Source organism: Prevotella fusca JCM 17724 (genome assembly GCF_001262015.1).
Lineage (GTDB): Bacteria > Bacteroidota > Bacteroidia > Bacteroidales > Bacteroidaceae > Prevotella > Prevotella fusca.
This window is the reverse complement of record NZ_CP012074.1, coordinates 1,105,369-1,128,013: the sequence shown is the minus strand read 5'-3', so window position 1 is coordinate 1,128,013 and position 22,645 is coordinate 1,105,369. Positions and strand designations below refer to the sequence as shown.

The window sequence follows — 22,645 nt, the reverse complement described above, 5'->3', positions numbered from 1 at the left end:
GGTTGTATGACCAAGTCAATGGGTTGTCTGCCTGTTTGCGATGCAACAAGATATTATTGTGTAAGTACTGACTCTGATAACTAAACTTTGATGGAATGGGGGTGCATCAGGAATCTGATGCACCCCCTATTGCGTTGATTAACCACAATTGGGCATTAGCCCACATTGCCTATTGTTCTTATAAGTCGTATTGTTTCCTGACATCTTATATTTCCTTGTCGGAATCTTGTTTAATCTTTGGAACGAAGCTGTAGGATGTAAGGGCAGGTTAGACAGGTTGAACGGTAAAGATAAAGCACACAGAAGATTAATGGAAAGACAGAAAGACAGCAAAAGGACAGGATAAGAGAAAGACATAATAACCGTTTTGCCTCTTTATTTCCTCTGTCTCTGTACTCTCTATAAACCTTTGGGTTTCTCGGTGTGAGACAACGCAGCAAGTTCAGCATGGGATAATCTCTCACAGAGCGCACGGAGTTCACGGAGTTGTTATGGGAAATAAATGCACGGAGGAGGGTATGCAAAAAGTTCTTGACACACCCTCTTGGGCTGAGGCTTCTGATTGGAGAAGGGTGAGGATGAGGTGTTTTGTCCTGTTTTTTCCCACTTTGGTTTTCAATCTATGCTAACTTGCATTCAAATCAAGCACTAATTGACGTCCAATAGGTGCTTAATTGAAGGCTTATTAAGGCTTAATTGAAGTCCGATTTGGCACCTTTTGTTTTCTTGGGATTATAACCATCTGTCTGATTGACTGTTATGGGTGTGCGGAAAGTTTGTCATTTCCTTTCATTTTATGTCAGAATCAAAGCGGTTTATGTAAAGATGTTTCGCAGTTGTCAGCATGAGGAAATCCGATATGGATTCTATATGGAAAGATGTGGGTGTTGACTCCGGTTCTTGTTAACGTGTACTTTGCCGCACAACGGTTGTCTGTCAATGTTGACACCAGGGTAATAAAAACTTATCTCATGATTATTAAACATTGGTAATCCCCAGTGGGTCATCAGTAGATGTCTCTTTCATTCGGTCATAAACTCCATAGTATATCTACATTGTGACCAATGCTTGCCTCACGCATCAATCAAAAGTTGTCTGTTTTACGAGATTGTCATTCTTCTGTTGACAGGCAAAAGCAAGCCATCATTCACGGACGGTTTCCGCAGATGATGGCTTGGTTTCTGTAAGTACCTGTGACTTCTTCAAACGTCAGTTTCCGTATGTGAAACAGAAGGAAGCAATACCACACCTTCCTGTTTCTTGCCATCCATCATTATGCTCAATGGCTTTGGGAAACGAACGTGGCGCACCCATTTTGTTTCCTCCACAGCTGGCAGGGCATCAAGTACACTCCGCTGATAGAATCCATCTTCCTTATAAGGATTTACGGTGAAATAACCTACGCCGAAAGAGGTGAGGTTCTGGAAGAAATGCGTTCCCTGACTTGGGTCAACCCGGTAGTGTTCAAGTCCCTCCTCCACGATGACACGGGCAGCCGAAATGTGCGACCACTTCACTGGAATACCCAGCCAAGGGTCGCTTGAACCCCAACGACCGGGACCAATGAGTACATAGTTCTTATCAGTATCAAGGAACTTGCGGTTTATCCGTTCTATCTCGTCAGCAATAGCAGGATTGTTGGATGCCGTAAAAGAGCTGTCGGTCTTTATATATACAACATCCTGTACGTCGTCCGACACGCCGTGTCCCAAGGAGTTATGGCTCCGCAGCAGACATTGCTCATCAGGTATTTCCGTGAGGTCTTCATCCAGCATCTGCTTGGAATCGACTATCGGGCGAATCTGCAGGAGATAAAGTTCCCCCGTACGGTCGCTGTTCAGATTGGCCGCAAATTCAATCTCCACAGGACGCCGCATCGCCTCGGCACCATAGTTCATTGCCATCTGCAACAGTTCAGGGAGAGGGAAAACATCCTGCTGAAGCACACCGCAAAAGGAGATAACCTTCCGTCCGCCATCATAGAGACCATTGTAAATAGCATTGTCTTCAGGCGAGTAAGTGGAGGCGATATACTGCAGGCTGCCATCCACCTCGGCATCTTTCACACGCAGTTTGAGGATATTAAAACCATCATCCACCTTGAAATCCTCACTGATACGTTTCATGTCAAGCGCATAGAACTGGGTCTGCGTTTCTCGCAAGGCTATTTCCATTTCGCTCATCTGCAAAATCTGGTGCGGATGGAACGGACATACACGCAAGGTCTGACCACCATCTACGATGTACTTGCCCAGTCCCAGTGCCAAAGAGGCGATACCTTCCTCTGCTTTCTCTTCTCCTATCGGATAGTAGTTTAGAGAACGGAGGACGCCGGAGATGTTCGGGTAGAAATGGTCGCCATATTCCTTGCCGACAACCTGCTGCAGGATGACCGCCATCTTCTCCTGATCAATGACATTGCTTGTGGCAGTCATATAGGCCTTGGAGTCACGATAATAAACCGAGGCATAGACGGCCTTGATGGCACAAGCCAGCATACGCAGCATTTCATACTTGTCCTCAAGATAAGGAATCATATAAGTAGAGTAGATACCTGCGAAAGGCTGGTAGTGACTGTCTTCCAACAATGAACTGGAGCGGACGGCAATCGGTGAGCGTGTCGCCTCGAAGAAGGTGAAGAAGTCGCCTATGTACTCATCGGGCAGCTGGGCACGGAGGAAGGCATGGAGTATCTCTTCGTCGCTTGCATCGCTCAAGGCAATATGGTAAAGGTTATTCTGCTCCATGAAGCTGTCGAAGACATCCGTACAAAGAACGACCGTCTTCGGTATCTGAACCTTGGCATTCGGGAAGCGGTTGAAGTCGGGACGACGCTTGATGACGTTGTCGAGGAAAGCCAGACCACGTCCCTTGCCACCCAGTGAACCGTCACCGATACGAGCAAAGTGGGCATAACGGTCGAATTTATGTCTGTCGAACACAGCTACTACACCCACGTTGCGCATCTTTCGGTAGGCAACGATGGCGTCAAAGATAATCTGCCGGTGCATATCCACATCCTGCAGCTTGTGCCAGGTAATGCCCTTGAGGAAAGAAGATACGGGGAAGATGGCACGGGCGGAGAGCCAACGGCTCACATGGTTGCGTGAGATGTGATAAAGCATGGAGTCGCGCGGAATCGTAAAGATGTTGTCCTGTAAGTCCTTCAGGCTGCGGATACGCATCACCTCCTCACGTGTCTTGGGGTTTCGGAAGATGAAGTCGCCGAATCCCATGTGCTCTTCGAGCAGGTGGCGGAGGTCTACGCTCATCTTCTTCGAGTTCTTGTCGACAAAGCGGAAGCCTTCTGCCTCAGCCTTTTCACGGTTGTCGCTCTCCGAGCTTTCTATAATCAAAGGGAGGTATTCATCCTCTTGCCGTATGGCACGGAGCAGCTTCAATCCCGCTTCGGGGTCTTTCTCTATAACGGGAATGTTCCCTTCTGTCGCAGTTCGCTCTTTCTCTTTCACATTATTAATAGGGAACCTTACATCAGAAATAACGCCCAGGCAGTTGTCCTTGTAACGCTGGTAAATCTCCCATGCCTCTTCGTATGTACGAGCCAAGACTACCTTTGGTCGTCCACGTTGGCGCAGTGAGGCGTCGTGGCGGGTCAGTGCTTCGGTGGCAAAGTTCTGGCTCTGTGTGAGAATGTAGCTATATAAATTAGGTAGGATGGACGAATAGAAACGGATAGAGTCCTCTACAAGCAATATCATCTGTACCCCCACCTCGCGGATGTCGTTGTCTATATTCATCTTGTCCTCCATCAGTTTGATGATAGAGAGGATGAGGTTAGTATTCCCCAACCAGCAGAATACGTAATCGAAGATGCTGAGGTCCTCGTGTTGTATTCGCTTCGTGATACCGTGGGAGAACGGAGTCAGCACCACGCAGTGGATATCTGGGAACTCTGCCTTTACAGCCCTCGCCACGTCAAAGGCATCATTATCGGCATTGCCTGGCATGCAGATGACGAGGTCGATGTCTACTGAATTGAGTATTCTGGAAGCCTCTTCAGTTGTTGAAACCTGTGTGAAGGTTGGCGGATAGCGCAGCCCCAATTCCATATACTCATTGTAGATCTTCTCTTCTACACGTCCGTCATCCTCCAGCATGAAGGCATCGTATGGATTGGCTACAATCAGGACGTTGTAAATCCGTCGCATCATCAGATTGACAAAACTTACATCCTTCAGGTAAAAATTACCCCATTGTGCAGGAACTTGTTCACTCATGGACAAAACTTAATTTTCGACAAAAATACAAAATAATTACAAGTCGACCTATCTTTTAGCTACTTAAATAATATATTTTTTATTACTTTGCATACTGACTCCTGTCTTTATCAACCAAAAGCAAGTGCTGGAAAGTAAGAACGAAAATAAAAAAATCGATTTTCATTTGGCGGTTTGACAGATTTTGGATATATTTGCCGTACCATTCTAACCGAATGATACTAACTAACATAAACAAATAAAAGTCAATTTACTATGGAAGTCGAAAAAATCATGCAGGCACTGGAGCAGAAGCATCCAGGTGAGTCAGAGTATTTGCAGGCAGTACGTGAAGTGCTTGTTTCTGTGAAGGATGTTTACAACCAGCACCCAGAGTTCGAGCGTGCAAGTATCATTGAGCGCATTGTGGAACCTGAGCGTGTCATCACGTTCCGTGTACCTTGGGTTGATGACCAGGGCAAGGTTCAGGTGAACATCGGTTACCGTGTGCAGTTCAACGGTGCAATTGGTCCGTACAAGGGTGGTCTGCGTTTCCATGCGTCAGTAAACCTTAGCATCCTTAAGTTCCTCGGTTTCGAGCAGACTTTCAAGAATGCGCTCACCACATTGCCTATGGGCGGTGGCAAGGGAGGTTCTGACTTCTCTCCACGTGGCAAGAGTGATGCTGAAATCATGCGTTTCTGCCAAGCCTTCATGAACGAACTTTACCGCCACGTCGGTCCTGATGAGGACGTTCCTGCAGGTGACATCGGTGTTGGTGGTCGTGAGATCGGTTATCTCTTCGGTCAGTATCGTAAGCTGACTCACCAGTTCCAGGGTATGCTCACAGGTAAGGGCAGAGAATGGGGTGGCTCTATTCTCCGTCCAGAGGCAACTGGTTATGGTGCGCTCTACTTCGTTCATCAGATGATGGAGACCCACGGTCTCGACATCAAGGGTAAGACAGTTGCGCTCTCTGGCTTCGGTAACGTTGCATGGGGTGCTGCCAAGAAGGCTACCGAACTCGGTGCAAAGGTTATCACACTGAGCGGTCCTGACGGTTACATCTATGATCCGGATGGCATCAGCGGTGAGAAGATTGAGTATATGCTCGAACTCCGCAGCAGTGGTAATGACGTTTGTGAGCCATACGCAGAGAAGTATCCTGGCGCACAGTTCTTCAAGGGTCGCAAACCTTGGGAGCAGAAAGCGGACATTTACTTGCCATGTGCTACACAGAACGAGCTCAACGGTGAGGATGCTGACAAGATTCTTGCATACAAGCCATTGTGCGTAGCTGAAGTTTCAAACATGGGTTGTACAGCTGAGGCTGCCGACAAGTTCACTGCTGCCAAGCAGCTCTTCGCTCCTGGCAAGGCTGTCAATGCAGGTGGTGTTGCAACCTCTGGTCTCGAAATGTCACAGAACTCTCTCCGCCTCTCATGGAGTCCGGAAGAGGTTGACCAGAAGCTCCATTACATCATGAGCTCTATCCACGAGCAGTGCGTGACGTATGGTAAGCAGGCTGACGGTCATATTGATTATATCAAGGGCGCCAATATTGCGGGCTTCATGAAGGTAGCGAAGGCTATGCTTGCCCAGGGTGTCGTATAATAAGACCAGTCTTTTCTTCCCCCTTTCCTGCCCATCATGGCAGGAAGGGGATAAACCCTACAGGAGAAGACTGGTGATATTAAACAATTATTATGTATAGAACCAGACTTCTCCTGATAGCGTTATTCTCGCTATTCAGCGTCTTTACACTGACCGTACAAGCCCAGTCAGATGGTAAGGCATCTTATTACAGTAACGGATTACACGGTCGCCGGATGAGTAATGGTGAACGTTACGACCGTAATGCTTTTACTTGTGCACACCGCACACTTCCCTTTGGTACACGCCTGAGGGTTACAAATCCTCGCAATGGTAAGTCGGTCATAGTCCGTGTAACGGATCGTGGTCCTTTTGTTCGTGGGCGTGTCGTCGACTTGTCTTATGCTGCAGCACGTGAATTGAGGACTATCGCCTGCGGTGTGGCATACGTGAAGGTTGAGGTGGTACCAAAAGAAACGGAGATTCCATTCCCGTCTGAGTCAACTGGTGGTATTGAAATGCCTGAAATCGAATACGGTACTGCTGGCGTATGCTATGAGTTTATTCCTGAATGGGAGAAGGTTGAGGAGGACAAGCCCAAGGAAATCGAGCGCAAGGTAGATACACATTTGAACAATAAAAAACTCCCACAGCAGGCAAAGGTAGACAAGGAAAACAAGGAAAATGCCTCTGAGACACACAAGCAGACACAGGCTTCTGCCCCTGTCAATCAACAGTCTGCCAAGGCGAAACCTCAAACTGCAACTGCACGCACAACACAACCGGCAACAAACCGCCAGCAGCCAACGCAGCAGAACAAGCAGAATACACAGCCTGCCAACTCGAAGAACGAGTCAAGCAGTAGCTGGACCAACTTCTTCAAACGTATTAAAGACGGTGTGACAGGACTCTTTGAGTAACCATCATACCAAGTCAGAAAGGGTCGTTGGGGGTGTGTCAAGGCTATAATGAACACTCCGAAAATTTACAGTTTATAAGCATAAAGATTTAAAGAGCCATATCGGAACGCATTATTAGGGTTCTGATATGGCCCTTTTCCGTGTTAGAATAGAACAGTCGACTTTCAAACCAAGTTGTTGATACGTTAAACTTTAATTTTCAATTTATTGTAAGGAGGAATGCCTCTAAAAGTATTATTTGAAATGTTATTTCCAGAAGAATCAGTCATGTGTCATTGAGATGATATTTTTTGCATCGGTTACTATTTGAGATTATTACTGTTTGATAAAACCGGACAGCATACTCCCCCATTTTCTTTTTTAAATAGATAATATCGTATTGTCTTTGGGATAATCAGCTCTTTAATCAATTCTATCTTACTTACATTTTAAAAGTTGCTCCTTTCCCAGTAACATATTGTAACGTGATTAGCCCTCAACACCATCGGTGTTTACCAACAACACAACATGTGTTTACCAACAGCACAACATGTGTTTACCAACAGCACATAGCGTTGCCAGTGATTGATATGCGTTCAAGAACACTCTTGTCCCATTCAGAAACGTCTCTATTGTTGTTCAATAGTTAGCTATAGTGCCATTTCATACGGACTTCATAAGAAGCATGGTAATTCCAAATCGTGCGTCAGTAGTTGTGGAAGTATAGCCAGATTAGCAATGAGTTGTAAACTGTTCGCTGTAGAATCATATTCTCAATTGCCAATCTGTGTTTATCTTCTTGTTCTTTGAAAGTTGTTTTGTAGTCCTAATCTTCTTGTCAAAAAGCATTTTTCAGTACGATTTCTGCTTACCTGTCGAGAGCAATTCAATGGTCTTGAATGTGATAGCGTGTGGCATTTCGGCACGTGAAAGATGTGGGCGGAGCCAGTCAAGGAGGGCTGGCTCGGTGAGTGTAGCATTTTGTGTACACTCTATGTCAGCGTGGATTACGTTTCCGAAGCATGGGTGTGGAGTGGGGAAGGCATGTGCGGCAACAATCATGGGGTGGGAGAGAAGCACCTGCTCGATGTGCTCTGGATGGACATTCTCACCTCCACACACAATCATCCGGTCGGCTCTTCCACGATGAAAATAATAACCTTCGTCGTTCTTGTAAACCAGATCTCCCGTATTTTGCCATTGATTCCGTTTCCCGTTCATAGCCCATCGGGAGCGTACCCAGAGAGTCCCCGTTCCTTGGTTATCAGTGTCTTGCACTTTACAAGTCACTCCTTGGATTGGTTTTCCTAAGGTTGTTTCGTCAAATGCCGCCAGTTCCATGGGCGTTGCAAGCATAAAGAATCCTGCCTCGGAAGTACCGTAAAGGTTGAAGAGGATTTCTCCTATTTCCTTATGGGTTGTGTTGATGAGACTTTTAGGCAGTCTGTCGCCACCGCTTATAAGGCATTGCAGACTCCTCATCTTTTCCTTTGCGCCCTCAGTCTGCCAGAAGCGAGACAGCATGGCAGGCACAATGGGCATCACTTCCACCTTTTCCTGCTGGATAATCTCTAACGTTTTGAGTGCATCGAAGCGTTTTTGCAGGCATATCTTCTTACCCATCAGCAGGGAGATGATAAGTGTTGAAAGTCCGAATCCATGATAGAAGGGCAATGAAACAAGTACACTCTCATATTTGTAAATTCTGATGTCGCGTAGCAAGGCAAACAGTGGAGGTAGGAAAGACATGAGGGATGGTCGACGGGCAACAGTTTTGAATTCTCCGCCAGAGCCTCCTGAATGGATGATGATGTCTCTTCCTCGTCCTATGCGAGGTAATTTCACCTCCTGCATTTTGGAACTTCTATATATGATAAGGTGGCGTAAAGTGTCGGTTGTGGTAGCTGGGCAGGGAAGTTTCCGAGGAATCTGCTTGAGGTCGGAGTCGTAGACAAAGAATTGATAGTGATGCTTTTCCAGCGTTGCCATTATCTGCTCTGCACCCAGGTCAGTGCTCAGTAAGGTGATGCGTGTGCCCAGTCGTGACAGTGCATGCAGGAGGATGGCAAACGTCAGACTGTTGCGTCCTGTCAATGCCACACTCATTCCCGGGCGAAGTTGGTAATCGGTGTAGAGCCTTTGGGCGAGCTGACGGGCACGAGAGTAGAGCTGCTGATAGGTAACAGTTCCGTCCTCGTCAATGATGGCACAGCGTTCTGGATAGAAGCGGGCAGCAAAGCGGAGCATTGCCATCAGGCTGATTCCTTCACAGATGAGGCTTTCAGCCCACACAAACAAGCCCTTTGGTGATAGTATATGTAAGCAGTAGAGAATGGGAAGGATAGAGAAGGATTTACTTTTCATCGTATTTTCTTATAGCATAGACGAATGACTGGGGCGAAGAGGTAGGCTATCGGGGCAGACAGCTTAGCCCACCAGGGTTTATAGCAGTAGCCCTTTCGCATGCAGAGTCTCAAGAGAATGTTGGCTGCATCGGCAGGACTGTATCCAGGCAGACTGCAATATTGCTCGTTAACATCCGACATTGCAGTATGAACCAAGGGCAGATAAGCTACATGTACACGGATGCCTGACCGTTCGATCTCGCTGCTTGCGGTCTCACACCATGCGTTGGCAGCACTTTTAGAGGCATGGTAAGCCGACCAGCCAGGAGCCATCGGGTAGAGTGTACTTACTGATGATGAATAGATGATGCGCCCTTTTCCAGCCTTCAAAGCTGGCAGAAGGGTCAATGACAGTGCCACCAAGGCACGATAGTTGAGGTCCATTGTGCGGTCGTAGTCGTGCAGGCGATTCACGGCATCCGTGATATTTCGGTGGATGGACTTGCCAGCATTGCAGAAGAAGTAGTCCAGTTGTGGCAGTGCTTTCTTCAGTCTCTGGCAGAGCAACTCCATATCTTCCCTGTTTCGCAGGTCTGTTGCATGGTATTCAGCCTGGTATCCCTGCTGTTTTGCCTTTGTACATAGCAGCTGTAAGTCCTCCTTGCTGCGTGCGACAAGGAAGATGTTTGCACCTGCAGCAATGAGTTTCTCGGTTAAGGCTCTGCCAATTCCGTGCGATGCACCCGTCACGACAACCCATTTCCCACAGAAGTGTTTTCTTGTTACTTCTGTTCGTAATCGTATAGGTGGGTAAGCCAAAGTGCCTCCGATGGCTGTAATCTTGCTTCTGATTGTAGTCATGAATGCAAAGGTATAAAAACTTTTTCTTATGTGACAGCTGTGGAAGTACTATTGTCGGGATTACTTCTTCGTGTACAAAGGTTAAAGTTCCCAATAGTACTTTTGTAACGAATGCGTAGCGGACAGGGTCAAGTCTTTTATAGGGCTAAGTGGAGGAAGGTTTCTGTTGCTTGTGGCACTGAAATATCTTTACACATGTTCTCTCTCTTCATACTTGGAAACGAGGGAGAATGGACTCGTTAGGTCGTGTTTGTAACTATCAGATTATCAGTGATGTTATGATATCCTGCAAGAAAAGGTGCTTAATTGGACTTCAATTAAGCCTTAGTTAGGCTTCAATTAACGCCCTTTTGTGAGGCAAGTAAGGCTTGATTCAAGTGGAAAAGGGCGTGGGTTGAGAGTAAGGGTATGAAAAAGTATGACAAAAAGCCTTGCCCCCTCAATCACTATAGAAGCCTCGTCCCCCCAATCACTCTCCTAATAGAAGCCTCACCCCCAATCCCTCTCCGAGTGGAGAGGGGCGTGAATACTGTGATACCCCTATGAGTTCATATATTGCTTCAATCTCTTTTAAATCTTTACTTTTTACCCTTATACTTTTTTACTTTTAAAAAACTCCCTTTTTCTTAGTTCCCTTACACAATCTCCAGGGTATAATGCTGGTAATCACGGACGATAGTATAGAGGAATTTCTCGTCAGCAGTTGAGGTGTCAGAGATGTTCAGATGTGTGCGCACCTTGGAGGCAAGGGCTGTGATACGACGGCTGCGGTCGTCCCCATAGTCGGAATTGAGGGTGCGTTGGATAACGTCAAGCTGGTTGAGCGACAGGTCTTCAGCCTGCGGATAGACAGGTTTGTATTTGCGGTCAAGATAAGAGAACTCGTCAAGTGACACCTGGATCTTCCGATAGTCATTGATGCGGATGACCATTGTTCCTGCAGCAAGGTCGCCAAGCCGCTGTGAATTCTTGGACAGGAGGATGACGAGTACACCTATGCCCGAGAAACCGATGTCGACAAGTTGCAGGAGCCAGCGCATGAAGAACTCTCCGATACCCGGTGTTGTTCCGTCTTTCTTCACCACACGGATACGCATTGCCATCTTTCCTATGCTCTGTCCGTGGTTGAAGAGTTCCATCAGAAAGGGGTAAAAGAGGGCAGGAAGATAGATGCCGAGCAGGAAGAAAATCCTAAACTCGAAGATGGTTGTCTCAAAATAATTGATCAGGATTGAAGTGCCGGTGATATAGGAGATAAGCAGAAATATATCTATGATTTGTGCTATGATGCGCTCTCCGATGCTTGCCGGTGACTGGCTGATTTGCACGTATTGTCCTGTGATGATATTGGCTTCAGACATTTTTCTTGATAATTAAATGTTGTTTCTGTTGCAAATGTAAGAAAAAAAGTCTACTTTTGTTTCCTAATTTAGAATAATGTGTAGAGAACGTGTGCTGATTTCATGAAAGAGATACTTTTCATACGTAATAATATAGAGAAATGGCGGACAATGGAAGGACTGATAGATAATGTCAGTTTTGAGATGCCCGACCAGCTGGCTGATGCCTATTCGGAGCTTACAGCCGACCTTGCCTTTGCACAGACACATTATCCTAACTCACGTATTACCATCTATCTCAACAACCTTGCTTCTGCACTTCATAATGAAATCTACCGTAACAAGCGGGAGAAGTGGACACGCATAGTGACTTTCTGGACGCAGGAGGTGCCTGACGTGATGTGGAAAGAGCGTAGGATGCTGCTTCTGTCATTTCTTGTCTTCATGGTGAGTGTGCTGATTGGCGTGGTTTCAACCTTGGGCGATGAGTCCTTTCCACGGCTGATACTCGGTGACGGCTACATGGATATGACGCTTGAGAACATTGCCAAGGGCAAGCCGATGGGAGTGTATGGAAATGAAGAAGAAACGGGAATGTTCCTTGGAATCACGCTGAATAATGTTATGGTGTCGTTCAATATGTTTGTGTCAGGTGTGCTGACAAGTTTCATGCCGGGCTTCCTCTTGTTCCAGAACGGTGTAATGGTGGGCTGTTTCGACACATTCTTTTATCAGCATGGTTTGTTGGGCGAGAGCCTTTTAGCTACCATGTTACACGGAACGTTGGAGCTTTCAGCCATTGTCGTGGCAGGGGCTGCCGGTTTTGCCATGGGTAACGGCTGGCTGTTTCCAGGCACCTACTCGCGCATAGTCAGCTTTCAGCGTGGTGCAAAGAGAGGGATGAAGATTATTGTCGGGACTGTTCCGATTTTCGTTCTGGCTGGTTTTATAGAGGGATTTATTACCCGTCATACGGAGTTGAATGACTTTGTCCGCCTCGGCGTCATCTTTGCGTCACTGGTATTTGTCGTGTATTATTTTATTTATTTACCATATAAACGTAATCATCATTTAAGCAATGCAAATAGAAAGACCTAAGATTGAACTGTATAAGGTACGCAACTTCGGTAATAAATTCTCGGCGACATTTGACTTTATCCGTGAGAATTACAAGCTATGGTTGCGCCTGTGTACTTATCTTCTCCTGCCTCTTTGTATGATTCAGGGCTTTGTCATGGAGGTGTTGATGGGTATACTAATGCCGTTTTATTCCCAGATGGCGATTGGCACGATGGGTGTTGACACTTCAAAGATGACACTTTTTCGGTTGCTGGCTTCCTATATAGGATATATCATTTGTGTGGTGATAGGGGCAATATTACTGGTCTCTATCTGTTATAGTATGATGAAATATTACCAGAAGAGTCCTGACAGACTGCGTAAAGCGTCGTTCAATGACTTGAAGCCGTTGATCGTCCAGGCAGGTAAGCGTGCATTGGTTATGAGTGTCGTACTCTTTATAAGCACTCTGCTTATCACCATCTCCTTGATTATGTTTTCTGTTTCCACTGGCATCGCATTGCTGGCTGTTCTGATGTTTTTTGCATTATTCGTATGTTTCATACCACTTGCCATGGTGATGCCGGTCTATATCTTTGAGGATAAACAGACAGTGTATGGGGCTATTCTTCGTGGTATGAGACTTGGATTCAAGTCATTCTGGCCATTGTTTGGACTGTTGTTTGTTATGGGGTTCCTTGCCAATATCCTTTCAACAGTCACGACCATTCCCTGGTATGTGCTGACCATGATACGGACAGCGTTTACGCTTACTGGTGAAGAGCAGGGTACTATGGTAAGTTCCCCTATCTATAGCTTTGGCTTGTATCTGTTTTCCGTGTTAATGAACTTCGGTATGTATATCACGATGTCACTCTCTACATTTGCTGTTGCTTATCATTATGGAAGCGTAGCAGAGGAGAATGATGGCTTCTCAGTTGAAGATGATATACAGAATTTTGAGCAGTTGGCAGAGAAAGATACCGACATTGCCAACTTTGATAAACTCTGATAATTCTTTTCTATGTTACAGCCATTGACCGATACCCTGTCATGTGATTCCGCATTGCTTCATCAGTTCCGTTCTGATGAAGCATACGACTATGTGCGGGAGTTGCAGGCACCCGACCTTGGCTGGTGGGATTGGTCGATGTCAAAGATAGAAAGGTTCTTGTCAGATCTGTTCAGCATCCATGGAAACAGTGACTTCCGCATAGTCATTTATATTATTATTGCATTGGCTTTTGTGGCACTGGTGGTCTTTCTTCTGTATCGTTGTAGGTTCAAACTCTTCGGACGTACTGGTAGCGTAACCAATGAGGATGATGAAGAAGACAATATCTATGGTGTTGACTTCGAAGCTATATATGCCAAGGCAATGGCGCAGAAGGATTATTACAAGGCGGTTCGGATTGTTTATCTGCGCATGCTTCGGTGGCTGTCAGATAATAATAAGATCATGTGGCAGCTCTATAAGACCCCGACACAGTACACCCGTGAATTCCTTTCTGTTGACTTCCAGCGTATGACCACTGCTTTTATGCGTGTGAGATACGGTAATTACCAGTCATCGGAAGAGCTTGTAAGATTGATGATTGACCTGGAAAGCAAGATAAAGAAAGGAGGAACGGCATGAACAAACGGTTTCTCTTCTTTGTAGCAGCCTTTCTTGTCTTCGTCTTTATCATGGAGTGGAGTGTTCCGGCACGTTTTGTCTGGAATCCAACCTTCAATCATCGGGATGAACAACCCTTTGGATGTGCGGTGTTTGATTCGCTGATGAGCAGGTCAGTACCAGCCGGGTATGAGGTCACAAAGAAGACTTTTGCACAGCTGGAACGTGAAGGTTACGGTAAGAAACCACATGTTTTTCTGGTTCAGGCGGTCCGTTTGCAGCTGACAGCTACAGACATTCGTGCCTTGAACAGGCTTTTGAAGGCAGGTAATAAGGTTTTTCTCACTGCATCTTATTTGGATCCTGACTCCTTGGCTCCGAACTTACACATAACACTCGATGGTTCTGCCAGGTTCTCCCCCTTACAAGTTCAGGCATCAATAGAGAACCAGTCGATTCCCTATGATACATTGTTGTGGTGTCGGCAGTCGCCTTATCATGAAAAGGTATACCTTCTCTATTCGGCAATGACAGGTGTCAATGTGTGTGTAGAAGGCGGGGCTGTGTGTGATACTTTGGTCAAGAGATGGGTAAGTGAAGAGTATGCTGATAGCGTTGAAGGCTACTGGCAGGCACGTGTGGTCAGCCTGAAGCGAGGAAAGGGCGAACTGTTTGTTTCTTCCGAACCGTTGATGATGACCAATTATGGCATCCTTGACAAGGAAACCAATGGACTCGTATTCCGTCTGATGTCGCAGTTCCGGGGTTTGCCGATAGTCCGTACCGAAGCATATACACCTAAGACAGAGATTGTAGATGAGAGTCCGTTGCGTTTCTGGCTGCAGCATGAGCCGCTGCGGTGGGCAATCTATCTCACGATGACAGGACTTCTGCTTTTCTGTGTGTTCTATGCACGAAGGCGACAGCGTGTTATCCCTGTGGTGAAAGAGCCCGTGAACCGTTCATTGGAGTTTGTGAAACTAATAGGAACCCTCTATCATCAGAAGCATATCAACCGTGACCTGTTGCAGAAGAAGTATGGTTACTTTACTGAGACATTGCGTCGCGGACTGATGATTGACCTGGAAGAGGTGGAGTCGAGGAAAGAGAATATCGCACAGTTAGCCCTCCGTGCCGGTATGGCTGAGGCTGAAGTGCGAATGATACTGGACCGTGTTGACAGTCATCTGCAGCATAATAACGAACTGACAGACGCTGCACTGCGTAAGGCGATAGACGGTTTGGATATGATAATCAATAATCTTTAAGCACTATGGACGAGCAGAAAAGAAATGTAACTGATGAGCAAATAACAGACAAGATGGAAGAACATAAAGAAGAAAGAACCGACCTTGCTGTCTTCAGTAAGAAAGTTATGCAGCTGCGAGGCGAGATAAGTAAGGTCATCGTAGGTCAGCAGGAGGCTGTTGCCCTGTTGCTGACAGCAATCCTTGCAGATGGTCATGTGCTGATTGAAGGTGTGCCGGGAGTGGCAAAAACCTTGCTTGCCCGACTGCTGTCGCGCATGATTGATGCCCGCTTCAGCCGTATTCAATTCACGCCAGACCTTATGCCAAGCGACGTGCTCGGTACGACGGTATTCAATATGAAGACTTCCGAATTCGACTTCCATGAAGGTCCTGTGTTCTCCGACCTTGTTCTTGTGGATGAAATCAACCGTGCGCCAGCCAAGACGCAGGCTGCCCTTTTCGAGGTGATGGAGGAACGTCAGGTGACGATTGACGGTACAACGCACCGTATGGGTGATGTGTATTCGATTATCGCCACGCAGAACCCGGTAGAACAGGAGGGAACCTATCGGCTGCCGGAAGCCCAGCTCGACCGTTTCCTCTTCAAGATAAGTATGGGATACCCTTCTCTTGACGAGGAAATGAATATCCTCAAGCGCCATCAGGAAAAGAGAAAACTCATCAAGTTGGAAGATGTCAAGCCCGTGCTGACCCTCGACGAACTTCTGCAGATGCGTAAGAAGTTGGAAACTGTCTATATTGAAGAAAGCCTCCTGCGTTATATTGCGACCATCGTGCAGCTGACACGCACTTCGAAGGCTGTCTATCTTGGTGCCAGTCCACGTGCCTCTGTAGCCATCCTTAATGCCTCCAAGGCTTCTGCCTTGTTGGGCGGGCGAGATTTTGTGACGCCGGAAGACATCAAGTTCGTTACTCCGAGCGTCCTCCAGCACCGTCTGATTCTTACTGCTGAAGCCGAAATGGAGGGTTATACACCGTTGAGGGTTGCACAGAAATTGATTGACAAGGTGGAAGTGCCTAAGTAATGATGCCAGAGGAGATAAGGAGCTTGAAGCAACGCCACCCAAATGTCGGGACGCACAGCTTGTATCTTTGTAAGTAAGATCACGTGCCGAATATGCGAACCGTGCGTTCCTGCTTGTCAGGGATGAGCCTTTGACAGTTGATGCCTGTTGCTTTTTAAGTATTCCTTTACATTCCTTCTCTCCTTTCCCTAACTCCCGAATAGAAACAAGAAATGTTCCTGACAAAAAGGTTTTATATCATATTGGCATGCCTGACACTGCTTGCAGGGTTCGGATATGTCTTCCCACAGCTCTTCATGGGCGCAAAGATACTTCTGCTTATCTTTGCCGTCCTGGTTGTGGTTGATGCTGTCATGCTCTATCATCGTCGTGGGATAACAGCAAAGCGAACCTGTTCCGAGCGTTTCTCGAATGGTGACAAGAATGTTGTCAAGATAAACTTGGAGAGTCAGTACTCCTTCCCTGTAAGGTTAACAGTTATAGATGAGGCTCCCGAAGTGTTCCAGCGCAGGGACATCAGCTATCCCAGTCATCTTGCTGAAAGAGGCAGGAATGTGATACGTTACACGCTCACACCCGTGAAACGTGGTACTTATTCCTTCGGGCGCATCCGCTGTTTTGCACGTACCATCACAGGACTCGTGGAACGGCGGTACACCTTTGGCAGTGCGGAAGATGTGAAGGTGTATCCTTCTTATCTCATGCTGAACCGCTATGAATTTCTTGCTATGAGCAACAACCTCACTGAGATGGGTATAAAGCGTATCCGCAGGGTGGGCAATAATACCGAGTTTGAACAGATAAAGGACTATGTGCAAGGCGATGATTACCGAACCATCAACTGGAAGGCGAGTGCACGCCGGAATCAGCTGATGGTGAATGTCTATCGTGACGAGCGTTCGCAGCAGATATTCTCGGTTATCGACAAGGGACGTGTCATGCAGCAGTCGTTCCGTGGAATGACGCTCTTGGATTACAGTATCAATGCTTCGTTGGTGCTGTCATACGTTGCCATGCACCGTGATGACAAGGCGGGACTGATAACTTTTGCTGATAAGATGGATACATTCATAGCCCCTTCACGCCGTACAGGGCAGATGCAGAATCTCTTAGAGGCACTTTATGCACAGGAAACCGACTTCGGTGAGAGTGATTTCAGCGGTCTTTGTGCCAATGTGCATAAGCAGGTTAGCAAGCGCAGTCTGTTCATCGTCTATACGAACTTCTCGGGTATGACGGCACTTAACCGCCAGCTGGCTTACCTGAAGTTGCTTAGCCAGTGGCATCGTGTGCTTGTGGTGTTCTTTGAAGATGCTGAAATGAATGATTATATCCATTCGCCGAAGCATTCGACAGAGGAATATTATCAGCACGTTATCGCTGAGAAATTCGCTTATGAAAAGCGTCTTATTGTGTCAACACTTCGTCAGCACGGTATATATAGTGTGTTGACCACACCAGATAAACTTAGTGTTGATGTTATCAATAAATATTTAGAAATGAAACAAAGACAAATCTTAACGTAGTTTTCTATCCACGACCGACTGCGGTAGATAGAGAGTGGACTTGTCTTTTATTCATAAAAGTTATAGGCTGAAATCTGATATTGGATTTCAGCCTTTATTGTTTTTGCGAAGAAAAAGATGAATGTTGTGGGTTATATTTGGGTTAAATGAAATAGAAGAAACGACAAAAAACGATTCTATTAGTAATAAATGAATAGGAGTAGTGGCTCATTACAAGACAGTAAAGAGTAACTTTGCCGAATTATTTTCATGAAGAAAAATATTTTTCTTCATGAAAATAAATATTTCTGTTCGTGAAAATAAATATTTTTCTTCATGAAAATAATTTGATATTAGATAATAAACTTCGTTATTTTAAGCGTGCTTTTAATACTTTTTCTATCGTTATATGACGCAATAGATACGGCAAATTAAATCGCTATAGCTCCTTCGAAAATTCCTTGATGCCAGGGATTTATTATGACTCTTTCTGTGGTCTGAAAATCTTTTTGTAGGTATTCGTAAGCACTTTTTTGTCATCCTTTTGTCTAAAATCATAATTATTAGGTATTGTGATATAAGGCTGATACTTATAACTTTGCACACAGATTAGAAATTATTATAAACAGAATCAGTAACATGAGAATTAAAACTTTATTTCTTTCACTTGTTGTTACATTGTTAGCTTCCATGAGCACACTCTCTGCTTCTGCGGCTGACTATGTGAAAGTAAGTGACAAAGATGGCAAAGACACTTATTTCGCTCTGTCTGAAAAACCTACTGTTACTTTCACTTCCGACCATTTAATCTTGACAGCTGGAAGCCAAAGAGTAGAGTATCCTCTGACAGATTTCCGTGCTTTTGCTTTTGCTAATCAGCCAACAGGTATTGGATCTCTTGATGTAGAGGGCAATAATGCTGTGTTCACTTTTGGAAACTCCTTGAAGGGAGAAGGTCTGAAGGCAGGTAGCCAAGTGGCTGTTTACACAATCAACGGACAGTTGGTTGGTCGTGCCATTGTAAGCCAAAGTGGTTCTGTTGAGATTCCTCTCAATGGACAGACTGGCGTTTTTGTAGTTAAATCATTATCCAAGACATTTAAATTTATTCGTAAATGAAAAAGTTATTTACTTTAGTAATCGTATCTTTTCTGAGTGCACTCGCAGTACAGGCACAGACATTAAAGGTAACCAAGACGGACGGTAGCGTTGTAACTTATAATGTAACAGATATTTCCCAAATAGAGTTTTTACCAGCAACGACTCCTCCTGGTCCAACCGTTTTGCATGAGTTTACGGGTTATCTTACGGTCACAACTCGCATGTTCACCAATATGTACTTTGGTGAAGCCGCTAAAATAAAGGTGATTAAGGACGGCGACCAGTACATTGCAAACTTCAGTGATGTACAGTGGGGTACCGGTTCTTTCAATATCACTTTGAAGGGAAAAGAAATAAGTGGCTCTGGAAAGATCAAGGTGGTTAATCCAAATGCAGGCGTTGAGCCTAAGGAATATGATGCTACGATGAGTGGTTCTATGAGGGATATAACTATCAATATTCCTTCACTGATGGGTGGTACCGTTGTTAACTGGCATTATGGCCCGGCACCGGCTATAGTGAAAATTCCAGGGACATATTCTGGTAAAAACCAGTTGAAGGTTGGTGGATCCTTTGGTCCTTTCACTTCGGCTACTGTAGATTATAATATTGCTGCTAATGAAGATGGAACCATCAACGTTATTGTTTCTGAGGAGAAATACACAGGTGTGACCATGATGGGTAACTTGACTTTAGGGACATACACTGTGAAGAATCTTGCTTACGATGAGGCTACTCACAGCTTTGTTCGTGATTATAGCAATGACGGCATCAAGGTTCATCTTAAATCGGAAGGCGGGATGATGGCTGTGGATAAAGACTATCCGTTCCAAGCAACAAGTAAGATGGTTGTAACACTTGGTGAGAATGGTGCGATAACTGTCACGAACAACTATAGCCTTAAAGGTATGCCGCTCCCATTATCTGCTGTCTTTACAGGTTCGGTATCTAAGTAAAAAGGTAATGCGTAAAGTATTTAACCCGATTTCTATGCTTGCAGGTTTCACCGTCATGCTGATGGTGACAGCCTGCAATGGTGTTTTTGATGGTATATATGATGAAGTGCCTGCCACTCCGAGTATTATGGAGGGGCAGCTTCTTGTTGATGCCACCAGCTGGAAGGACTGGTGTTATGTTGATTTTGACTCGCTGCATGCGTATGTTGAGCGCAAGGATACTGCCGGACTTCTGAAAGCGCAGACCAGGTTTGTGCGTTGTGGCATTCCTACAAGTCTTTCATCGGGTACAGGTGACGGACAGACAGGTATATACACTTACTGGTTTGATGTCTTCGGAAAGGGCATCTCGGTCAATGAAAAGCGTTCCTTTGCGCCAGCTGACGTACAGCCGGAACCGCAGTCGTGGAGTCTGGCCTTTCACCGTAACAATGTAAGGACAAACAATGGGGCTGTACTGGAAACGAACTATACCTCAATGAATGATCTCCCGAAGAACAGTGCGGCTTTTCTTGGAGCTGTTTTCCAGCCTGATGAATGGACAGAGAACGAGGTCTGGGTGGACAGATCGCAGATGCTTCAAAGCCTGATAGGATGCCAGGGGATAATGCTCAATAAGGTGTTGTCTTCCTGGCTGAAGCTCGAAATACCGCCAATGCCGCCTGCCTTTACACATAAAAGCCACGTGTTCATCGTCCGTTTGAGTAACGGGAAGTATGTTGCTGTGCAGCTTGAGAACTATATTGGTGCCGATGGCACCAAGTGTTGGCTGAAAATCAATTATAAATATCCATATTAGATAATTCGTAACCCCTTTCCTGCAGTGGTTCTCTCTTTGAAAAGGAAGAGGTTTTGAGTCTTTTTTTGATTGGTTATGAAACGTAATACCATTATACTGTCAGCTTTCTTCGGTCTGCTTCCTGCAATGCTGTGGGCTGATGAGTTGCCTGACTCCATCTATAAGTCCTTTGAGTTAGAGCAGGTAGTAGTGACGGGAACACGTACACCCAAGCTGCTTGCCAATACTCCTGTGCTGACAAAAATCATCACAGCAGATGACATCGTGAAGACTGATGCGACTAATCTTTGTGACCTCCTCCAGCAGGTTATACCCGGTGTTGAGTTTTCATATGCGATGAATCAGCAGGTTCACATGAACTTTTCGGGGTTTGGCGGACAAAGTATGTTGATACTCGTGGATGGTGAACGGCTCGCTGGTGAGACCATGGACGATGTTGACTTTACACGTATTGGAATGGATAACGTGGACCATATTGAGATTGTGAAGGGTGCAGCATCGGCACTCTATGGCTCAAATGCAGCCGGTGGTGTCATTAATATTATTACCAAGAAGGGTATTCGTCCGTTCTCACTCAACCTTAATACACGGCTTGGGCGTCACAACAGCCAGCGTTATGGACTTTCGTGGCAATTGGGGAGGGGTAAATGGAGCAACCTGTTGACCGTAAATCGGAACAGTTCGGACAACTTCAACGTGCGTAATGGGGACAATCCTGTAACACGGGTGGTCACAACCATCTATGGTGACGCTGTTTGGAACTTCAAGGAACAGCTTACTTATACCTTGAATGAGAAGCTCCGTCTGACAGGACGAGCAGGCTATTTCTATCGCCAGCTGGTACGTACATCGGAAGTGCCGGAACGCTATCGTGATTTTATGGGTGGTCTTCGTGGAGTGTGGACACCTGATCAATTCAATAGTGTTGACTTCTCTTACTCCTTTGACCAGTATGACAAGTCAGACTACCAGCGCGTCACAGGTCTTGACATACGTGACTATTCCAATGTTCAGAATAGTCTCCGATTGCTTTATAGCCATACTTTTGAAGGTGAAAATGTCCTTTCTGTGGGGGCAGACTATATGCATGATTACCTTTTCAATACGAACCTCGAGGGGCGAAGCCGCAAGCAGGACTCCTTTGATGCTTTTGCGCAATATGACTGGAATATCAGCAAGCAGTGGGAAGTTGTGGGTGCCTTGCGCTACGATTATTTCTCTGATGGACGCATTTCACGGTTGACGCCGAAGGTCAGTGCACGTTACCAGCCGGTACATAATCTTAATCTTCGTCTCAGTTATGGAATGGGTTTCCGTGCTCCCACCTTGAAAGAGAAGTATTATAACTTTGATATGTCGGGAATATGGATAGTTGAAGGCAACCCGTCTTTGAAGCCGGAAGTAAGTCAGAACTTCAATGTTTCGGCTGATTATACAAAGGGACGGTATAACTTTACGGTAAGTGCTTATTGTAACAAAATAGAAAACAAGATTGCTACAGGAGCTCCTTTCTACAAGAATGCTTCGGACATCATCCCTCATCTTCCCTATCTTAATCTGGACGATTATTCTGTCATCGGAGGAGAAGCAACGGCACAGGCTCGTTGGACTAATGGTCTGACGGCACGCCTTGCCTATTCTTATACCAACGAGCGTCTGCCCAAGGACAAGAACAGCAACGCTGTGAACAACCAGTATATCCCGGCACGCAAGCATTCCATGACGGGACATATAGACTGGGACCACCAGTGGGCAAAGAACTACGGGACGAACATCGGGCTTGACGGTCGCTTCCTGTCAGCTGTTGACAATCTGGAGTTTGTTGACTACTATGACATCTCCAAGGGAATAAAGACCATCCATTACCCATCTTATGCACTGTTCAAACTCTCGTTGGTACAGCGTATTGGCAAGAGTGTGAAGCTGAGTGTTATACTCGACAATGTCTTCAATTACAAACCAGAATATTATTATCTGAACTGTCCACTGACTGACGGAACTAACCTTATGGTAGGACTGTCGGTAGATGTTGATAAACTATTTTAAGCTCTCAATACCT

At 45.8% G+C, this 22,645-nt stretch carries 16 protein-coding genes; 12 read left to right on the top strand and 4 right to left on the bottom strand.

What is annotated here, in order from left to right; genetic code table 11:
* Positions 1-1,202 precede the first annotated feature (1,202 nt).
* On the bottom strand, positions 1,203-4,238 hold the full coding sequence (locus ADJ77_RS04640; protein ID WP_050696082.1) for a PEP/pyruvate-binding domain-containing protein: 3,036 nt from the start codon (positions 4,236-4,238) through the stop codon (positions 1,203-1,205).
* 255 nt (positions 4,239-4,493) lie between these two features.
* Here ADJ77_RS04640 and gdhA point away from each other — a divergent pair, with 255 nt between their 5' ends.
* Together gdhA and ADJ77_RS04630 are read left to right on the top strand one after the other, a co-directional pair.
* A complete protein-coding gene (gene gdhA / locus ADJ77_RS04635; RefSeq protein ID WP_050696081.1) occupies positions 4,494-5,831 on the top strand; it encodes an NADP-specific glutamate dehydrogenase in 1,338 nt (445 codons plus the stop codon).
* A gap of 92 nt (positions 5,832-5,923) precedes the next feature.
* A complete protein-coding gene (locus ADJ77_RS04630) occupies positions 5,924-6,730 on the top strand; it encodes a septal ring lytic transglycosylase RlpA family protein (protein ID WP_025077480.1) in 807 nt (268 codons plus the stop codon).
* Positions 6,731-7,561: 831 nt separating this feature from the next.
* Here the strand turns inward: ADJ77_RS04630 and ADJ77_RS04625 are convergent.
* The 3 genes from ADJ77_RS04625 to ADJ77_RS04615 form a co-directional block, all read right to left on the bottom strand.
* A complete protein-coding gene (locus ADJ77_RS04625) occupies positions 7,562-9,073 on the bottom strand; it encodes a class I adenylate-forming enzyme family protein (RefSeq protein ID WP_025077481.1) in 1,512 nt (503 codons plus the stop codon).
* Positions 9,070-9,915 (bottom strand): SDR family NAD(P)-dependent oxidoreductase, encoded by an 846-nt coding sequence (locus tag ADJ77_RS04620; RefSeq protein ID WP_050696080.1) that lies wholly within the window; start codon positions 9,913-9,915, stop codon positions 9,070-9,072. The genes ADJ77_RS04625 and ADJ77_RS04620 overlap by 4 nt, the downstream gene beginning before the upstream one ends.
* A 635-nt stretch (positions 9,916-10,550) precedes the next feature.
* Positions 10,551-11,276, bottom strand: a complete 726-nt coding sequence (locus ADJ77_RS04615; protein WP_025077482.1) for an RDD family protein — start codon at positions 11,274-11,276, stop codon at positions 10,551-10,553.
* Positions 11,277-11,378: 102 nt separating this feature from the next.
* Between ADJ77_RS04615 and ADJ77_RS04610 the strand changes: the two genes are divergently transcribed.
* The 10 genes from ADJ77_RS04610 (at position 11,379) to ADJ77_RS04565 (ending at position 22,632) form a co-directional block, all read left to right on the top strand.
* Complete coding sequence (locus ADJ77_RS04610) at positions 11,379-12,353, top strand: stage II sporulation protein M (RefSeq protein WP_025077483.1); 975 nt, start codon at positions 11,379-11,381, stop codon at positions 12,351-12,353.
* Positions 12,334-13,326 (top strand): hypothetical protein, encoded by a 993-nt coding sequence (locus ADJ77_RS04605; RefSeq protein WP_025077484.1) that lies wholly within the window; start codon positions 12,334-12,336, stop codon positions 13,324-13,326. The genes ADJ77_RS04610 and ADJ77_RS04605 overlap by 20 nt, the downstream gene beginning before the upstream one ends.
* Positions 13,327-13,338: 12 nt before the next feature.
* Positions 13,339-13,950, top strand: a complete 612-nt coding sequence (locus ADJ77_RS04600) for a DUF4129 domain-containing protein (RefSeq protein WP_025077485.1) — start codon at positions 13,339-13,341, stop codon at positions 13,948-13,950.
* Positions 13,947-15,197 carry a DUF4350 domain-containing protein gene (locus ADJ77_RS04595; protein ID WP_025077486.1) on the top strand — a complete coding sequence of 417 codons (1,251 nt, stop codon included), beginning with the start codon at positions 13,947-13,949 and terminating at the stop codon, positions 15,195-15,197. Before ADJ77_RS04600 ends, ADJ77_RS04595 begins: the two co-directional genes overlap by 4 nt.
* Before the next feature lie 53 nt (positions 15,198-15,250).
* Positions 15,251-16,225, top strand: a complete 975-nt coding sequence (locus ADJ77_RS04590; RefSeq protein ID WP_025077487.1) for an AAA family ATPase — start codon at positions 15,251-15,253, stop codon at positions 16,223-16,225.
* Between the two features lie 212 nt (positions 16,226-16,437).
* Positions 16,438-17,751 carry a DUF58 domain-containing protein gene (locus tag ADJ77_RS04585; protein ID WP_050696079.1) on the top strand — a complete coding sequence of 438 codons (1,314 nt, stop codon included), beginning with the start codon at positions 16,438-16,440 and terminating at the stop codon, positions 17,749-17,751.
* Between the two features lie 618 nt (positions 17,752-18,369).
* Positions 18,370-18,849, top strand: a complete 480-nt coding sequence (locus ADJ77_RS04580; protein WP_025077488.1) for a hypothetical protein — start codon at positions 18,370-18,372, stop codon at positions 18,847-18,849.
* A complete protein-coding gene (locus tag ADJ77_RS04575; RefSeq protein WP_025077489.1) occupies positions 18,846-19,787 on the top strand; it encodes a hypothetical protein in 942 nt (313 codons plus the stop codon). Before ADJ77_RS04580 ends, ADJ77_RS04575 begins: the two co-directional genes overlap by 4 nt.
* 7 nt (positions 19,788-19,794) lie before the next feature.
* Positions 19,795-20,586 (top strand): HmuY family protein, encoded by a 792-nt coding sequence (locus ADJ77_RS04570; protein ID WP_050696078.1) that lies wholly within the window; start codon positions 19,795-19,797, stop codon positions 20,584-20,586.
* Between the two features lie 75 nt (positions 20,587-20,661).
* Positions 20,662-22,632: a TonB-dependent receptor plug domain-containing protein gene (locus ADJ77_RS04565; protein ID WP_025077490.1), complete on the top strand. Its 1,971-nt coding sequence runs from the start codon at positions 20,662-20,664 to the stop codon at positions 22,630-22,632.
* Positions 22,633-22,645 lie beyond the last annotated feature (13 nt).

Bases quoted from the DNA above. Each gene is read 5' to 3' on its own strand.
- ADJ77_RS04640 (WP_050696082.1), bottom strand. From the start codon at position 4,238: ATGAGTGAACAAGTTCCTGCACAATGGGGTAATTTTTACCTGAAGGAT.
- gdhA (WP_050696081.1), top strand. From the start codon at position 4,494: ATGGAAGTCGAAAAAATCATGCAGGCACTGGAGCAGAAGCATCCAGGT.
- ADJ77_RS04630 (WP_025077480.1), top strand. From the start codon at position 5,924: ATGTATAGAACCAGACTTCTCCTGATAGCGTTATTCTCGCTATTCAGC.
- ADJ77_RS04625 (WP_025077481.1), bottom strand. From the start codon at position 9,073: ATGAAAAGTAAATCCTTCTCTATCCTTCCCATTCTCTACTGCTTACAT.
- ADJ77_RS04620 (WP_050696080.1), bottom strand. From the start codon at position 9,915: ATGACTACAATCAGAAGCAAGATTACAGCCATCGGAGGCACTTTGGCT.
- ADJ77_RS04615 (WP_025077482.1), bottom strand. From the start codon at position 11,276: ATGTCTGAAGCCAATATCATCACAGGACAATACGTGCAAATCAGCCAG.
- ADJ77_RS04610 (WP_025077483.1), top strand. From the start codon at position 11,379: ATGAAAGAGATACTTTTCATACGTAATAATATAGAGAAATGGCGGACA.
- ADJ77_RS04605 (WP_025077484.1), top strand. From the start codon at position 12,334: ATGCAAATAGAAAGACCTAAGATTGAACTGTATAAGGTACGCAACTTC.
- ADJ77_RS04600 (WP_025077485.1), top strand. From the start codon at position 13,339: ATGTTACAGCCATTGACCGATACCCTGTCATGTGATTCCGCATTGCTT.
- ADJ77_RS04595 (WP_025077486.1), top strand. From the start codon at position 13,947: ATGAACAAACGGTTTCTCTTCTTTGTAGCAGCCTTTCTTGTCTTCGTC.
- ADJ77_RS04590 (WP_025077487.1), top strand. From the start codon at position 15,251: ATGGAAGAACATAAAGAAGAAAGAACCGACCTTGCTGTCTTCAGTAAG.
- ADJ77_RS04585 (WP_050696079.1), top strand. From the start codon at position 16,438: ATGTTCCTGACAAAAAGGTTTTATATCATATTGGCATGCCTGACACTG.
- ADJ77_RS04580 (WP_025077488.1), top strand. From the start codon at position 18,370: ATGAGAATTAAAACTTTATTTCTTTCACTTGTTGTTACATTGTTAGCT.
- ADJ77_RS04575 (WP_025077489.1), top strand. From the start codon at position 18,846: ATGAAAAAGTTATTTACTTTAGTAATCGTATCTTTTCTGAGTGCACTC.
- ADJ77_RS04570 (WP_050696078.1), top strand. From the start codon at position 19,795: ATGCGTAAAGTATTTAACCCGATTTCTATGCTTGCAGGTTTCACCGTC.
- ADJ77_RS04565 (WP_025077490.1), top strand. From the start codon at position 20,662: ATGAAACGTAATACCATTATACTGTCAGCTTTCTTCGGTCTGCTTCCT.